Annotated in this window: 14 protein-coding genes; 7 read left to right on the top strand and 7 right to left on the bottom strand. The window is 43.0% G+C overall.

Annotation, left to right across the window (positions count from 1 at the left end; all coding sequences use genetic code 11):
• Window positions 1–51: 51 nt before the first annotated feature.
• Together IPP74_09390 and IPP74_09385 are read right to left on the bottom strand one after the other, a co-directional pair.
• Complete coding sequence (locus IPP74_09390) at window positions 52–1,824, bottom strand: hypothetical protein (GenBank protein ID MBL0319481.1); 1,773 nt, start codon at window positions 1,822–1,824, stop codon at window positions 52–54.
• Window positions 1,825–2,115: 291 nt separating this feature from the next.
• Window positions 2,116–2,325, bottom strand: coding sequence for a 30S ribosomal protein S21 (locus IPP74_09385; protein MBL0319480.1), 210 nt, complete (start codon window positions 2,323–2,325; stop codon window positions 2,116–2,118).
• Window positions 2,326–2,988: 663 nt separating this feature from the next.
• On the opposite strand from IPP74_09385, the gene IPP74_09380 reads away from it, so the two are divergent.
• The 5 genes from IPP74_09380 to kdsA all read left to right on the top strand — a co-directional run bounded on the left by IPP74_09380 (window position 2,989) and on the right by kdsA (window position 7,728).
• Entirely contained in the window at window positions 2,989–3,801 is an 813-nt protein-coding gene (locus IPP74_09380) for a diaminopimelate epimerase (protein ID MBL0319479.1), read from the top strand.
• Window positions 3,802–3,907: 106 nt separating this feature from the next.
• Window positions 3,908–4,675 (top strand): triose-phosphate isomerase, encoded by a 768-nt coding sequence (locus IPP74_09375; GenBank protein MBL0319478.1) that lies wholly within the window; start codon window positions 3,908–3,910, stop codon window positions 4,673–4,675.
• A gap of 35 nt (window positions 4,676–4,710) precedes the next feature.
• Entirely contained in the window at window positions 4,711–5,214 is a 504-nt protein-coding gene (gene secG, locus IPP74_09370) for a preprotein translocase subunit SecG (protein MBL0319477.1), read from the top strand.
• 8 nt (window positions 5,215–5,222) lie between these two features.
• Complete coding sequence (locus IPP74_09365) at window positions 5,223–6,902, top strand: CTP synthase (protein MBL0319476.1); 1,680 nt, start codon at window positions 5,223–5,225, stop codon at window positions 6,900–6,902.
• Complete coding sequence (kdsA, locus tag IPP74_09360) at window positions 6,889–7,728, top strand: 3-deoxy-8-phosphooctulonate synthase (protein ID MBL0319475.1); 840 nt, start codon at window positions 6,889–6,891, stop codon at window positions 7,726–7,728. The genes IPP74_09365 and kdsA overlap by 14 nt, the downstream gene beginning before the upstream one ends.
• 14 nt (window positions 7,729–7,742) lie before the next feature.
• Here the strand turns inward: kdsA and IPP74_09355 are convergent, their stop codons facing one another.
• Window positions 7,743–7,994, bottom strand: a complete 252-nt coding sequence (locus IPP74_09355) for a hypothetical protein (GenBank protein ID MBL0319474.1) — start codon at window positions 7,992–7,994, stop codon at window positions 7,743–7,745.
• Window positions 7,995–8,130: 136 nt separating this feature from the next.
• Window positions 8,131–9,393, bottom strand: a complete 1,263-nt coding sequence (locus IPP74_09350) for a TIGR03118 family protein (GenBank protein ID MBL0319473.1) — start codon at window positions 9,391–9,393, stop codon at window positions 8,131–8,133.
• A gap of 205 nt (window positions 9,394–9,598) precedes the next feature.
• Between IPP74_09350 and IPP74_09345 the strand changes: the two genes are divergently transcribed.
• Complete coding sequence (locus IPP74_09345) at window positions 9,599–9,922, top strand: cupredoxin domain-containing protein (protein MBL0319472.1); 324 nt, start codon at window positions 9,599–9,601, stop codon at window positions 9,920–9,922.
• Between the two features lie 27 nt (window positions 9,923–9,949).
• On the top strand, window positions 9,950–10,702 hold the full coding sequence (locus IPP74_09340; GenBank protein ID MBL0319471.1) for a hypothetical protein: 753 nt from the start codon (window positions 9,950–9,952) through the stop codon (window positions 10,700–10,702).
• A gap of 287 nt (window positions 10,703–10,989) precedes the next feature.
• Here the strand turns inward: IPP74_09340 and fliW are convergent, their stop codons facing one another.
• Genes fliW through flgK form a run of 3 tightly spaced genes read right to left on the bottom strand, consistent with a single transcriptional unit; the run spans window position 10,990 to window position 14,867 of the window.
• Window positions 10,990–11,496 carry a flagellar assembly protein FliW gene (fliW, locus tag IPP74_09335; GenBank protein MBL0319470.1) on the bottom strand — a complete coding sequence of 169 codons (507 nt, stop codon included), beginning with the start codon at window positions 11,494–11,496 and terminating at the stop codon, window positions 10,990–10,992.
• Window positions 11,497–11,527: 31 nt separating this feature from the next.
• Complete coding sequence (locus IPP74_09330; GenBank protein MBL0319469.1) at window positions 11,528–12,460, bottom strand: hypothetical protein; 933 nt, start codon at window positions 12,458–12,460, stop codon at window positions 11,528–11,530.
• A 13-nt stretch (window positions 12,461–12,473) separates the two neighbouring features.
• On the bottom strand, window positions 12,474–14,867 hold the full coding sequence (flgK, locus tag IPP74_09325; GenBank protein ID MBL0319468.1) for a flagellar hook-associated protein FlgK: 2,394 nt from the start codon (window positions 14,865–14,867) through the stop codon (window positions 12,474–12,476).
• Between the last annotated feature and the right edge of the window lie 21 nt (window positions 14,868–14,888).

Raw genomic sequence — 14,888 nt, 5'->3', positions numbered from 1 at the left:
ATGACTGAAAAAAATCAAGGGAGTTTTAGAGAAAGGAAGTCATGACATACCTCAACAAGAACCCAAATCCCGATTTTGATTATGATTCAACCTTCGAGCAATAATTGTACTGGCGTGCGATCGACTACCTTCTTTAGCCCTGGATAAAACCGTGTCGTAATCCTCGCCTTCCAGCAGCTGCTTTAAATGCTCATCCTTCAAATGCTTATCTATGACTTGTTCACGAGTGAAATCCTTTTTATACATGCACTCAGCTTGTAGGGGGCTCAGTTCGTGAATCTGTTCCAAAGCCATGTCCTTTGAAAGCCCCGCACGCCGGGTTAATTTTGCAAAAAGATGTATATACATATTATCCGTAAACGATAAAGCTTGATCCCTCGTTAAACCAAAACTAATAATTGCCTCACATTGTATAATGGTAAGTCCTTTTATCGTTTCGAAGCATTGCTGAGTCATTTGAGGAGTACCGCCTCTCACAATAAGAGTTATGCATCTAGATGTATGTGGCAAATAGCCATCGGACAGAACCTGGTCACGCGTTAAGCCAATGCTAATACCGATAATCTGATCTTCCTGCAATCGAGCAATCAAGTTATAGGCCACATCTAATTGCTCATTTCTTTCCCTAGCCATTCGAAGAAAAACAACTGTTAAACTAGCAAAATGAGGCACCATAACCTGATCATAGGTCAGACCTAAACACAAACCATCATACTGGTGATCATTTATAGTTTTTGCCTGCCCAACTGTAATTCCATATTCCAACGCCTTAAGTTGATGTAGGGACAAATCTGTTAATTCTTCGACTGTTAAACCAGGAGGATTAGATAACATTAAGTCTGCGCACCAGCTCCTGGAAACGATATCCAATATGGCATATCGTTGATTGGGCGCGCGAAATTCTTCACGAATCAAATCTGTTACTTCTCGATTTTGTATGATACCCGCCAATATTAATCTTTGTATATTTAAGCGGTTTTGCCAGCTCTGAATATAGGTTAAATCCTGGTGTTCAACCTGTCGTTCGTTCTCTTCGCTATCACTATCATCACTGTCAAAAGCCGCTGGATCAAATTCTGCTGGAGGAGCCTCAACCTTACTCACTATCGCTAACGAATCATCCAATGACCGGGCATGTTCCAAAAGCTCTGTCACTTTCCACAGATGACTGTTTTCCTGGCAGCCAGTCTCCTGGACAAGTTTATTCACGCATTGGTTAAGATAAACAATAATATATTCACGCACTTCGCCATTGGTTACTGCTCCACCTATGTCTGTGATGCGGTATAGAGTTGATGGTTCATAGAATAGATCACTTAGACAATGCATATCGTCGGTTTCAGGCAATTTAGTGGATAACGCACGCGTCATCCCGCTTATAGCTTCACCCATTTCTTCATTCGTACACCCATCTTCCTTCATTGGACAATAATGTGCGATGGCCGATTGAATTAATTCCTTTTGGCCAGCCCCTAACCGATTCACCGGCCATGCGGCATCTACTCTATCGTTGATATGCGTGGACAATGAAACAGGGTCCCACTCTTCACTCGCTGTAATTTTGATTACCTGACGGGACACATACTCAAACATGACTTTTCGTACTTCATTATGAGTGGGACGGTTTTGTTCATGCTCACTATTTATCAGATTCCCAATCAAACCGGGGTGGTTAAAGAGAGTGCTAAGCGTTTCAAATTTTTTAGATACGGATTCACCTTTGAATAAGGCAATCAACGAAATAATATCTTCAGCACTTACATCATCCAAATAAGGTTCAATGACAGAACGTACCTGTTGGCGCTGTCTGGGTGATAATGGCATATAGTATACTCCTTTAGAACCAAACTAAAAAACACATTTTAGTTATAAGCATACTAAGATCAACCAAATAAAACCATTAACCAATAAAAAAAACATTTACAATAAAATATAATTATACTCACAATCCATACTCAGCAAAGACTCTGAAGTGAATGAAGTTATAGTCAAAAAAACCTCCCTAGAATAACACAGGGATTGGGTGAGTATTTTTAATAGGATGATTTAATGCCTGCGCTTACAAGTAAAACAAGGCGCGGCGCTCCCCTTCTGTACAGAAGGGGAGTCACTTAATTATTCGTTCTTATCAACGATTTTACGCTGTAATTTGCGGATACGACGCTGAGACTCCTGCTGCTTACGCTTGCGCTCTTGCGACGGAGTTTCGTGGTAGCGGCCTAAACGCATCTGACGCAGCAGACCTTCGTATTGAAGTTTTTTCTTCAATTTGCGGATAGCTTGATCAACGTTATTATAACTGACTACAACTTGAACCAATGGAATGACCCCCTTAAAGAATCAATAGATTAAACAAAAAATTTGAACCTTTTAGTTTTATCATATTTCCTTTATCTGAGTCAAGCTTTCATTGCTTGCAACCGGCAATTGATTAATGTTGATAGAACTCACTCCTCTTGCACGGTGAAGCAATGGTCCATTTACGTTGGCTAGCAGCTTCATCGTTAAATCTGAGTTTTATCCGTATGCCAGCAATTTATTGCTTGACTTATTATTTGTAATTGTATATATCTGCATCGTATCTCTACGATACTCTCCATAGGGGCCCTGCCTTTCCACAGGGCTCCACTTCTCTTATAAAATCATCCATTTGGGCAATCGTTTTTTAGACGCAGTACGCCTATTTCTAAACTGCTTGCCCCCTAAAAACTTTAGTGATACATTTTACCGGCATGGAATTGCGCTGGTTCCCCGGTTTTCAGATGAGCGCTCGCCTACGGCTCACCACTTATCTAAAAACCGAGGATGACGCCCCAAAACTCCGTCATTCTCACCCTTTTAAAGCCGCAGGCTCATGCTGCTTTAAAAGGGTGAGAACCCAGCACAACACCGATTGCGCGACCAGCGCAATTCCATGCTATCCATGTCTATTACCACACTCCATATCCCAAACGCATATCTGTTAAATTTAATGTAAGGTTACCGTTCATGACTGATGTTGCTTTCCTTAAAATGCATGGTACTGGGAACGATTTTGTAATCGTTGATAATCGCCAGAATCTTTATTCTGGTTTCCATAACCGTATTCCTGCTTTATCTAATCGGCGTACCGGAATTGGCTGCGATCAGTTTATTGTGATAGAGCCAAGTGAAAAGGCCGATTGTTTTATGCGCATTTATAACGCAGATGGTAGTGAGTCTGGCGCTTGCGGCAATGCTTCACGCTGCGTGGGCTACTTGATGATGGAAGAAAAACAACAAGGTCAGGCAAGCATCGAAACCATTGCAGGACTGTTAAACGTTTTTCGTGAACGCGAGCCCCTCTTTATTACAGTTGATATGGGCGAAGCAAAATTACATTGGCGCGAAATTCCACTTCGCCAGGAATGCAATACCCTCCATGTACCAGTCGAAATTGGCCCGCTAGTTGATGGGACAGCTGTCAGTATGGGCAATCCCCATATTGTTTTTTTCCGTGATGATGTTGATCATTTCAATCTAGCAACGTGGGGCCCTAAAGTTGAAACAAATCATTTCTTTCCCGAAAAAATCAATGTTGAAATAGCACAGATCCTAACCGAAGACCGTATTTTACTGCGCGTTTGGGAACGTGGATCAGGTGAAACCCTGGCGTGTGGAACAGGTGCATGTGCGACCTTAGTTGCAGCTTCACGGCGTGGATTATCGGCAAAAAAAGCAACGATCTCCCTTCCCGGAGGCGATATTGTTGTTGAATGGAAAACCAATAACCATGTGTTGATGTCAGGAGATGTTGCCCTTAGTTTTAAGGGATATTTCTAGAACCACAGCAGCGACGATAATCTGAATAAAAACCTAGGATAAATTCGTCTTTCATGGTATGGTTCGCAAACGTTTATGTATTATTTTTTGTTATGGTTTCCCTCTTATGTCCTCGCAATCGCCTATTATATTGGTAGCCAATTGGAAAATGAATGGCACCACGACACAAGCCAAAGAATTACTGCAGAGCATCCAATCCCATCCTGTGCCTAAACATACGCATGTTGTTATTTGCCCACCGTTTACGTTATTGCATACCCTTAAATCATCGCTGCAAACTGCGCCGCTGCTGCTGGGAGCGCAGGATTGCCATTTTGAAGAATCTGGCGCATTTACTGGTGATATCAGCCCCTCAATGCTCGTGGATGCCGGCTGCCGCTATGTTATTTTAGGGCATTCTGAACGACGTAATTATCATCAGGAATCCAATCATCTGATCCATAAAAAAGCAGCCGCTGCACATGCAGCAAAGCTTATAACCGTGATCTGTATTGGCGAAACACAGGATGAATACCAACAAGGACGCACCCAGGATGTTGTGTTTAAACAATTAGAGGAAAGCCTGCCGGCGTCTTCTACGCATCAAAATACCATTATTGCCTATGAACCGGTCTGGTCCATTGGTACTGGTAATGTCCCCAATTGCGAGGAAATACAAGCTATTCACCAGGCGATTCGATCACATTTAGCCAGCCTTTTTGCTAGCCCTGATGCTGTGTCTATTCTCTATGGTGGTTCCGTTAAACCTGACAATGCCGCCGACATACTTGGTATCAAAGGCGTCAATGGCCTGTTAGTTGGTGGATCGAGTTTGCAAGCGTCTCCTTTTTGTAGTATCATGGAGGCCGTCGATACCGCCATATGTCATCACTAACCTTTTAATTTAACTCTCTAGGAAATTTGTTTTTTATGGAAGCACTCAATACGATTCTTATGCTGTACGGAACCAAGGTGGGTTTCGTTGTTGAAATTATGGCTGTTATTGCGATGATTATCGTGATTCTGGTACAGCGCACCAGCAATGACGGATTGAGCGGTTTGGGATCGGGTGGATTAAGCGGCCACAGTATTTTATCATCAGCACAATCCAAAAATCTGCTTACCCGCACCACCGCTATTTTAGCCACTATTTTCCTGGTTAACAGCCTGATTCTGGCAAAATTATCAACCTTAGGCACCCATGCTCCTTCGCTGGTTGATCAATATGATCAGCAAGCACCTGCTCATGCTCGCAGCTTGCCGCACGGGGCGAATGTGCCTCTTTCTGCTCCTCATGGGTCTGGCATTCCTGCAACCTCAGGTGGCTCTACTACTGCACCAAGTGACGTACCGGTTAATCCTGCGGAAGCTCCTAAAAACAATGAAAAACCCAATCAGCAACCAGACCAAACATCTGTGCCTATCTCTGAGTAGGAGGAATTATGTCCACTAAAAAAAGCACCACCCGTTTTATATTCATAACAGGCGGAGTCGTGTCTTCACTGGGTAAAGGCATCGTTTCCGCCAGTTTGGGAGCGTTGCTGCAAGAGCGCGGTCATACTGTCAGGCTACGCAAGCTTGACCCCTATCTGAATGTTGATCCAGGCACTATGAGCCCTTTCCAACATGGGGAAGTCTTCGTAACAGAGGACGGCGCCGAAACCGATCTTGACCTTGGTCACTATGAACGTTTTGTAGGTGTTGATGCCAGACGCAGTGACAATGTCACCACCGGAAAGATTTATTCTACCCTCTTGTCAAAAGAGCGTCGGGGTGATTATCTGGGTGGAACCGTGCAGGTGATTCCGCATGTTACCGATCTTATTAAACAATTTGTTGTCAAAGATACCGAAGGCACAGACTTTGTGTTGTGCGAAATTGGTGGAACCGTTGGCGATATTGAAGGTCTTCCCTTTTTAGAAGCCATCCGCCAATTAGGTTATGAGCTCGGACGCAAACGCGTTATCTTTATGCACTTAACCCTGGTTCCCTATATTGCGGTTGCTAAGGAACTAAAAACCAAACCAACACAGCACTCTGTTAAGGAATTACGTTCGATTGGTATCCAACCCGATATTCTGGTATGTCGTGCCGACAGGCCAATACCTGATGGAGAGCGCCGTAAAATTGCCATGATGTGCAATATCGCTGAAGAAGCCGTTATTCCAGCTATTGATGTTGAATCCATTTTTGAAGTACCTATACGCTATCACGAGGAAGGGTTAGACATCCAGGTACTTAAAAATTTGGGCATGGCGTCCAATAAAAAACTTAACCTGCAGCAATGGCATAAACTGGTTAAAGCGATTAAATCACCTAAACCTACGGTCAAAGTGGCCATTGTTGGTAAATATACCGGCTTGAAAGACGCGTATAAATCACTGATAGAAGCTCTCTCTCACGGTGGCATTGCCAACCACCTTGAAGTGGAATTAGTATGGTTAGAAGCATCGGATACCGCTAAAGACGAAAAACTGTTATTGAAACAACTGAAAGACGTCCACGCCGTGTTAGTCCCAGGTGGATTTGGTGAACGAGGAAGCAGTGGAAAAATTGCGGCCATCAACTATGCGCGTGAACATAAAATTCCCTATTTTGGTATTTGTTTTGGTATGCAACTGGCTGTGATCGAAATTGCACGGAACTTGGCTGGTATTAAATCTGCAACTTCAAGTGAATTTGAAGTGACTGATGGCGATGAACCCATTGTTGGCTTAATGACGGAATGGATGCGTGGCAGCGTGCTCGAAACCCGCAACGACAGCGACGATCTAGGTGGCACCATGCGCTTAGGTGCTTATCCTTGCCATATTACCAGTGGGACGCTGGCTGCTAAAATTTATGGATCTCATGATATCAGCGAACGTCACCGTCACCGCTATGAGGTTAATATCAATTATAAAGAAACATTGGAAAAAGCGGGATTGGTGTTTTCTGGAATGTCGCCAAGTGGTCATTTGCCCGAAATCATCGAACTCAAAGGACATCCTTGGTTTTTGGGAGTACAGTTCCATCCGGAATTGAAATCGCGCCCGTTTGATCCTCATCCGATTTTTGTATCGTTTGTGGCCGCAGCCGCTGTATACGCTAAAAAGCATGGAGGACTACATGAAAATAGTTAATGTGGGAAATGTAACTATCTCTAATTCCCTTCCCTTTACTTTGATCGCTGGACCTTGCCAATTAGAATCACGTCAGCACGCACTCGAAATGGCACATGCCCTTACCGAAATTACGCAAAGGTTAGGAATTTCTTTTATTTATAAAACCTCTTTCGATAAAGCCAATCGCACCAGCAGTAGTTCCAAACGCGGGCTAGGCCTTGAAAAAGCATTGCCCATTTTTGCCGAAGTGCGTTCAACCTATGGCTGCCCTGTACTGACAGATATTCATAATGAAGGCCAATGCGAAATCGTTGCACAAGCCGCTGATATCTTGCAAATTCCTGCTTTCCTTTGTCGTCAGACTGATTTGTTGATTGCAGCAGCCGCCACCGGAAAAGTCATTAATGTCAAAAAGGGCCAGTTCCTTGCCCCGTGGGACATGGATAATGTAGTCCAAAAAATAGAACATGCCGGGAATGACCAGATTCTGCTCACCGATCGCGGTACCTGCTTTGGTTATAACACCCTCGTTTCCGATATGCGCGCTTTGCCTATTATGGCACAAACCGGTTACCCGGTTGTCTTTGATGCCACGCATTCCGTGCAACAACCAGGTGGGCAAGGTGGGCAAAGCGGTGGCCAGCGCCAGTTCGTTTCCACTCTTTCTCGCGCAGCTGTTGCTGTTGGCGTAGCCGCCGTGTTCATGGAAACCCACGAAGACCCCGATAATGCCCCCAGCGATGGACCTTGTATGGTACGGCTTGATCAGATTGAGGCATTACTTAAAGATTTACAGGCTATCGATCGGATCGTAAAAAACGCGACCACTACAGGCAGCAAATAATAGAATCGGAAGCCCTACACTGTTTGAAACCAAAAGTCCTCCGCAGAGAGTGACGTTACATGTTGCAGCAACATGCTATTTCCATTACCAAGATCAATCGTTACACTGCCGCTTTCTGTTTGGGTTATATGGGAAAGGATCGCATTTAACGTGTCATAACCGTATAGATCAATGGATATATGGTCCATTCCTTCGGAAAAATCTGTGATAATGCTTCTGGTAGATTCCTTATCAAAATAAAAAAGATCGGCACCGCTCCCCCCCATTAACAATGCTATATACTCTTATCGTGTTTGCATCGCATCCTCTTGCAGTGAACATAGTACAATAACACATGGGTATTATTTTTTAACGCATAACACCTATTGGAGCAGTACCTCAATTGTTATACCCATTTTCCCGCTATTTCTTCACCGGCCGCAAGCTGCCAAATACTCCATTTTTTTCATCACTCGGCCCCGAAGTAAAATAAAGCGCATTTGCGTCGCCCAAGCTTACACCATTACCAAACAACAATCCCCAAATTCCATCAATCTTCACCGGTTTGCCTTGGGCATCGCGCACAACATCCACAAAATGATGGGTTTGCGGATCAAAAGCGGCGATATCGCCGCTGCCGAAATTGGCTACCAATAATTTGCCAGATAACGCACCGAAATTTGCTGGAGCAAAGGCCATTCCCCAAGGGGCTGATAGATGGCCAGCATCTTTCCATAAGGTCAACATTTTGCCATCCTCGTTAAATTCGACAACTCGTCCCTGCCCTGGTTTGGAAGTATCTTCTTCTCCGGCAAAAATTTCACCCTTCTTACATGCCCCCTCTTTAATCCCCGCTGGGGTACACAATTTTGTTTTAGCGTAGGTCACAAAAATATGATGATCCCCATCGGGAGTGGTCAGCGATTGTATGTTAAAGGGTGCATATTCACCTGGATCGACTTTGCCGTTTTCATTTTCATCAAACGGTGTATCGAACGCAATATCAAGCGGTTTGAAATGTCCATCAAACACCTCAATTTTGGGATTTTTACCAAAGTTGGCTGCATATAACCGGTCATACGCGGCATTAAAGGCTAAACCAAAAAACTGAGCACCTTCTTTTGATTGATCAATCACTGTTTTTGCTACTTTTGAGCGGTCAAATGTGGCATCGTCCTTTTTGCGTTCAGTCCATCCCGAAATAATACCTCCATCGCTCGCAAACAAAAATTTCGCAGGGGCCGTCACCGGTTCAACACCGTCGATTTCCTGTGTGATCACAAAATTGTCGGTGCTACCAGAAAAAACAACACTGGTAGCGAATGCATCATCACCACCTACCGGAAGCTTTACATAGGGCACATCCGTGATAGAAAGCTTTTGCAAGTCAATATCATTAGATACGGAAACATCTCCAACATATTGATAACTAACATCTTTAGCCGTAACCCAAAAATGCCCCCCCGAACCTTTAGGGCGAATAGCAATACCCCAGGCATTCATCATGTTAGGTTCCACCGTTAATTGCGGACCGTATATTCTTTTATTAGCCACTAAATTAACCTGCACATATCGGTTCGAAGGTGCGCCATCCCCTTTTTGAGCTGCATTAGCTGCAAATGCACTGGCCGCTAATGAGGTATAAACACTGGCGATAACTGCCGTTCTTAGCCGTTGTTTGATCATAAATTGCCTTCCTTCTATCGTTTTATGCGAATGATTATCACTAGCAATAAACTTAACACCGACTAACATTGTTAGTCAAGGAAAATTCTATTCTGACTAACTTACAGGGTTCTAATCGAGCTCAGGCCATGAAATAGCGCTTGCGTATCATTAAATCTAGTGCTATAAACGGCTATTGATAATGATTCGCATTAACAGGAGCTATATGAAAAAAGTACTAATCCTAACCTCACTATTTGTTTTTGTGTCTTCGGTCTCAGCTTACGCACAAGATTATCAACTGAATATCAAAGACCATAAATTTACACCAGAAACACTTGAAATACCCGCTGGTAAGAAAGTGAAAATTGTTATTAAAAATCAGGATGCTACTCCTGAAGAATTTGAAAGTTATGAACTTAACCGCGAAAAAATCATCAAGGGAAACAGCGAAGTTTCAATTTTTGTTGGCCCACTTAAAGCTGGTTCTTATCCTTTCTTTGGTGAATTTCACAAAGAGATAGCCAAAGGTCAGATTATTGTTAAGTAGTATATATTTTTAGTGATGAGTTATTATATGAAAAATTTGTTTTCTTCTCCTTTACTAGCAACAACCGTGTTAGCTCTATCGTCAGCGTTGGTCGCAAGTCCAGCTTTTGCTAATAAAAAGGTCTATACTCCCTACGTTGAAGCAGGTGAGTTGGAACTTGAATATCATGCGCAATACCAATTTGATCGTAAAGACGCAGAGCTTGATGGTGCGCAAAGCCATGAACTAGCTATTGGTTATGGTGTTAATCATGTATGGGCTACTGAGCTTTATGGCGTTTTTGAACAATCTGGCCAACACGATGACCATCTCAATTTTACCGATATAGAATGGGAAAACCGTTTTCAACTTACTGAACCTGGTAAATACTGGTTAGATGTAGGTTTCTACCTTGCCTACGAAAAGACACTCGAGTCACACTCGCCCGATACGATTGAAGCCAAATTATTATTAGCAAAAAATAGTGGCCCATTTCAAAATCTGGCGAACCTCATTCTCGAAAAGGAGGTCGGCCCCCATGCAGAAAATCTCGAGGGTGGCCTAGCCTGGAGTACTCGCTACCGCTATAAGGAATGGTTTGAGCCTGGCGTCGAATTATTCAGCTCCTTTGGCGTGCTTGACGAAAATCTTTCCTACGATGAACAGGAACATCAATTTGGACCTACCATTTATGGAAAAATTGGCCATTTTAAATATGATGTTGGTTATCTTTTTGGCATTTCAAATGCCGCACCCAATGGTGAATTAAAAACTAATTTTGAGTATGAAGTTAGATTCTAATAGACTGGTCTGGGCCACATTCAAGTTTGAAGTGCAAACCTCTGATATTATTATAGTCACCGGGGGTATCGGACATTCGTTCGGTACCCCCATTCTTTGGTTATTCCACTATTTTCACCTTCCCAATCCAAGTCCGATTCTGCCCTGGGTTATACACCCGAAGGTGAAGCAGCACGATCCCCAGCCCAAGTGGGCTGAGGATGACAAAACGTTATCGTGACGCACAATAATTATTATAGATCAATAGATTGCTTATTGGCCTACTAGTGCTTCCTACGAAAAATATATTATTTTAACTTAAACGAAACGGGATACTTGCTATCTCTAAATACATACTGTACAGCAAGATTACGCGTAGTATCCATAAAGATCGGCGCGCGCAAATTAACTCCAATATGGCTTTGTTCTTCAGATTGCGAAGACGATACAACCAGTAGAATCGCCAGATCCTCTTCTTTAATGCCAAGGATTTCTGCGGTATTTTTAATATCCTCAGCAGCAATAAATGGATTCTCTTTAGTGATGGGTAATACGATAAAGGAAACGGCGTCCTCTTCGGTGGCCTGCAATAATTTAAAATTACTGGATTGCTGGCTTGGAATATGCGTCAAGCAAAACTGGTGACAATCGGCAAACCCTAATAATCCATACGGATAATAAGAGGCTTTACGAACATCCACGGTTACTTCGCCAAAACGCGTATTAAGTGTACGCACATAACCAGATGCTTCAGGTGCAGATGCCTGCCTTTCAATTGTTTTTGTCTCTGTGATTCTCAATGCTTCTTTAGCCATAATTTTCTCCTTTTATACATTGGTTAATTGATTAGAGGTAATCCGATAAGGTAAGTTTGCTTAAACGGGCAAATACCTGAAATGATGCTTGCAGCACCGTCTCATAACTGGATTCTTTAATGGATGTATTCACAATATCCGTATCGGTTTCATCCGAAAGCAGCGATATTGTAAATAAACCATCATCCGTGTGTTTATCAACCAGATCCTGTAACACCACTAAATTGCTATTGACGCTACTGGATACGTTTTGCAGCTGGCTGATGCTTTGATTAATTAAATCGAGCGATTGCACCAAAAGAACGTCGCGCTGGCTGGCATTAACAGCGCCACTATCGCCAACTTCCATGGCTTTATAAGCGGCCGCTATTAAACTTTGGAAAGCAGGATTATCCGCTGTAACGTTATACGGCATGGATACACCATTATCGACATCCGCTTTTAATATCGTATCGTTGCCACGATAATAACTATTATTCGGAGTCCCATCATCGTTTATGTTCGTACCATTTTCATCCACGACCACTGGTACAATATTGGTTTTCGATCCGGCAAATAAATGCCTTCCTTCCATACTGCTGTTTAAAGCATCAGCAATGAGTTGAAGTTTCTCAAATACTAATTGCTTAATGGGTAAGACCTGTCCTTCTACGGGATTACGAGCCGATACGATCAATTGCCGCAAATCCGAAGCCAAATTTTGCAAATTATCGACCTCACTCGACATCTGGGTAACACGTGCTTTAATAATAGTGGTATTGCGGGTATAGGTATCATTTTGAGTCAACGCAGTTTCCAGATAAGTCACCCTTTCTAGCTTGCCCTGGCTACTTAATTGATCATAGGTTTGAGCTTGTTTACCCGTAGAAATATCTCTCTGTAAATCCACTAATGTTTCCCTGGTTGCGGTAATATCATTTAGGGCTTGCCTGACGTAACCTGCTGAACTAATGCGACCAAACATAACTCCTCCCTTTCTAAACCATATTCATCAGGTCATCGAACAATTTGCTCGTAACCGAAACTATTTTTGCCGATGCCGAATACGCATTTTGAAAAAACACCGTATGGGCTAACTCTTCATCAATATTTACGCCACTGGTACTTTCAAATTTTTGCGTAAACCCGTCTTGAATCAATTTTTGCTGTTGTTGATAGGTAGATGCCTGGCTCGTATGACTGGCCGTATAAGAAATAATCTCAGACACATAACCAGAAAATGTTCGGGCTCCAGACGGCAACGTACTGGTTTCACCAAAGATAACAAGATTTCCTTGCAAAACAGATAGCTCTTTAGAAGTCTCATTAGAACCGCTGCCCACTTCATACGAATAAACAGGATCTTGAGTAGGGTCGGTAGATTGCTGAGTAAGGGTTAATTTGCCTGCCGATAATAATTGCGGGTTCGCTAGGATATCCTCCCTTAGCCTCAGGCTTAACGCACTGTTTTTAGTTTCACCATTGGTCAGCAATAGATCATTCAGTCCAAAATAATGGGAAAAACCAAACCCAGTGCCTGGCTTGGCGGGATCTTTCACTATCCCTAGTTGTTTGCTGTCTAATTCATCTATTGCTATTGTGAATTCATCACTGCCACTGACTATTTTCAGATGTCCAGGTTCATAGCCGTTAGGGTCAATTTCCTGACCTTGATCATTCACAAAAATAGCCTTCGCATACGGCTGACTGTTGCCAGGAATAATTTGAGCGGTATTCGGTGGCACCAGTGCTGAAGCCGAATAACGCTGGTTCAATAAACTTCCACCTTGATTAACCGTATATTGAATCGTTTGGGTATCAAATCCCCCCTTACCATTACTGACCCTCACATTAGCAGATATCGTGTATGGTCCACTTCCAGAACCGAATGTCACCGACACACTATGGGCGGCATCGGTTCTTGTTTCTTCACCGGGATTAATATTAAAGGCCGATGAAGAAGGAGCCCCACTATTGACCGTGCCCCCACCTGATACCGTAATACCAAGGATTTCAAACGATGCAGCCTGTCCTGAATAATTTTGCAATTCAAAATTAAAGGAAAAACTGCCGTTTGGTGTAGCAACATCTGAAGTTGCCGCCAATCGTACATTAAATAAATTACCCATATCCAAACGTGTCGGAGCCGCCGAAAAATGGTTGTTAAATTCTTTAATGAAATCCGCCGTATTAAATTGACCATTATGACTGCCCCCATTCAGTGCTGCCAGATTAACGGTAAGAGGTGGATAATAAGGTAAATCCGGATACGGACGAGTAACCGGTTGACCATTTTTATCTAAGACAGCAAACCTTACTGACCCAGAAAATTCAAGATCCTCATTACCCAGAAGTGACCTGGTACCCGTTAAACTTTGTGCTCCTGGAAATCCGACTCCATCATTATGGATGGCATTCATACCATCGGCTAATTGCCTCGCTAACGAATCTAATTGATCTAAGATTTTAGGAATTTCATTGTCCCTTAAATCAAGAAGTGCCATCAGTTTTCCCGATTTAAGAGTCGTCGTTATTTGATCACTAGTCCCCCCGGTTGCCAAAACGGTTGGAACTCCCGTCTCGTTCCCATTGACATCAAGCGGTACCAGGGTAAGGCTCGATAAGGGACTATTTTCAGTAAACGTATTAACCGACGTTGCAGGATCATACTTTAAATGATAGACCGTATCATCCAGCAAAGGTACGCCACTGCCAGTATTGACCACAATTCTGCCATCGGTTTTGTTAGTAACGGCTATATTTAAATATTGACTGAGTTTAGACAGGATATTATCTCGTTGCTCTTCCAATGCGTCTGTTGGCGCCTGCTTGGTTTTATTATCCCTGATTTGATTATTTAATTGATTGAGATTATCTATCTGATCATTAATCGTCTTGATAGAACTGGAAATTTCCTGGTCAGCACGAAACCTGAAGGTTTCAAGGCTTGATGCCGTACCTGAAATTTTTCCAGCCAGTTGATTTAAATTATTCACAGCCGCAGAACGCAGTGACGGCATTTCAACATCATTACTGAATTGCTGTAATGCAGAAAAAGTGGCATCAACCAGTGCCGTAAGAGAATCATGGCTATCGGGTTGCCCAAACTGATTTTGTATCAATTGGTAATAATCGTTCCTAACATTTGCATAGCCAACTTCGGTGTTCTGTGACTGAATATCGCTTAGCACGAAGCTATCAACAACACGAGAAACTCCTTCAATTTGCGTACCCGCTACCGTACCATCAACGGCCAGCACCGATTGATTAAGTATTCTTTTCGTATACCCGTCCGTGTTGGCATTAGAGATGTTGCTTGAAATCAGGGCCAAGGCCGATTGACTCGCCCTTAAACCAGTCAGTGCACTATTTAACGCGGCATCCAGTGACATATATTTTCTCCCTTATAGACG

It is taken from the genome of Alphaproteobacteria bacterium (genome assembly GCA_016722515.1).
In the GTDB taxonomy this organism is placed as follows: domain Bacteria; phylum Pseudomonadota; class Alphaproteobacteria; order Rickettsiales; family JADKJE01; genus JADKJE01.
Note: the sequence above shows the minus strand (reverse complement) of the source record. Positions and strands in the feature narration are given on the sequence as shown.

Excerpts from the sequence above, each read along its gene's own strand:
- IPP74_09350 (MBL0319473.1), bottom strand. The coding sequence starts at position 9,393 with ATGATCAAACAACGGCTAAGAACGGCAGTTATCGCCAGTGTTTATACC.
- kdsA (MBL0319475.1), top strand. The coding sequence starts at position 6,889 with ATGAAAATAGTTAATGTGGGAAATGTAACTATCTCTAATTCCCTTCCC.
- IPP74_09355 (MBL0319474.1), bottom strand. The coding sequence starts at position 7,994 with ATGGGGGGGAGCGGTGCCGATCTTTTTTATTTTGATAAGGAATCTACC.
- secG (MBL0319477.1), top strand. The coding sequence starts at position 4,711 with ATGGAAGCACTCAATACGATTCTTATGCTGTACGGAACCAAGGTGGGT.
- flgK (MBL0319468.1), bottom strand. The coding sequence starts at position 14,867 with ATGTCACTGGATGCCGCGTTAAATAGTGCACTGACTGGTTTAAGGGCG.
- fliW (MBL0319470.1), bottom strand. The coding sequence starts at position 11,496 with ATGGCTAAAGAAGCATTGAGAATCACAGAGACAAAAACAATTGAAAGG.
- IPP74_09330 (MBL0319469.1), bottom strand. The coding sequence starts at position 12,460 with ATGTTTGGTCGCATTAGTTCAGCAGGTTACGTCAGGCAAGCCCTAAAT.
- IPP74_09380 (MBL0319479.1), top strand. The coding sequence starts at position 2,989 with ATGACTGATGTTGCTTTCCTTAAAATGCATGGTACTGGGAACGATTTT.
- IPP74_09340 (MBL0319471.1), top strand. The coding sequence starts at position 9,950 with ATGAAAAATTTGTTTTCTTCTCCTTTACTAGCAACAACCGTGTTAGCT.
- IPP74_09390 (MBL0319481.1), bottom strand. The coding sequence starts at position 1,824 with ATGCCATTATCACCCAGACAGCGCCAACAGGTACGTTCTGTCATTGAA.
- IPP74_09345 (MBL0319472.1), top strand. The coding sequence starts at position 9,599 with ATGAAAAAAGTACTAATCCTAACCTCACTATTTGTTTTTGTGTCTTCG.
- IPP74_09365 (MBL0319476.1), top strand. The coding sequence starts at position 5,223 with ATGTCCACTAAAAAAAGCACCACCCGTTTTATATTCATAACAGGCGGA.
- IPP74_09375 (MBL0319478.1), top strand. The coding sequence starts at position 3,908 with ATGTCCTCGCAATCGCCTATTATATTGGTAGCCAATTGGAAAATGAAT.